Source organism: Arthrobacter sp. JCM 19049, from assembly GCF_001310435.1.
Genome location: NZ_BAXF01000865.1, coordinates 1 through 650 on the forward strand (window position 1 = coordinate 1; position 650 = coordinate 650).

Consider the following 650-nt stretch of genomic DNA (forward strand, 5'->3'; position numbering starts at 1 on the left):
CGCGGAATTCGTGGGGCACGCGGGTGCGAAATCGGCTCATGGCCCCATGCCACCACCGCGGCCCCGGTTCCGGGCGCACGAGCCCGCGGTTTGTGGAGGATGCTAGGGGAGGAGGAGGATCCCTAGAACCCGTTGTCCAGGCGCCGTATCGCCGAGGGCGTGATCACCACGCCGACCGGGCGATCATGGCGGTCCACGGCGAAGGAGCCGGCCTCCACGAACTCGTCATCGCGCACCAGCGCCGCAATTCGGGTCTGGTAGCCATCAATCTTGGGCAGGAACCGGTCATAGTAGCCCCCGCCCTGCCCCAGACGCAGCCCGGCAGCATCCACCGCCAGGGCGGGGATGAACATCAGGTCTATCTCGGCAAACAAGCTGGCATCGTGGCGCGGTCCGACCGGTTCGTTGACCGGGGCCACCCGGCTCTGCACGATCTCGGTGCCCGGCTCCCAGCGGGTCCAGGACAGGACATGTCCCGGCTCGCACACCGGCAGGTAGACCTCGAAGCCGCGCCCGGTCAGCTCCTGGAGCAACGGGGCCGTGTCCGGCTCGTCCGGGGAGGAAAAGTATGCCGCCACTTTCTTCGAATGCCCTCGGGGCCGCGTCCAGCACCTCCAGCACCCGCTGGCGAAGCTGGGCCGCCTCTCGGC

At 68.8% G+C, this 650-nt stretch carries 1 protein-coding gene; it reads right to left on the reverse strand.

What is annotated here, in order from left to right; genetic code table 11:
• Positions 1-122: 122 nt before the first annotated feature.
• The coding region (locus JCM19049_RS16805) for a 5-formyltetrahydrofolate cyclo-ligase (protein ID WP_279403486.1) at positions 123-650 on the reverse strand (528 nt) is incomplete at its 5' end.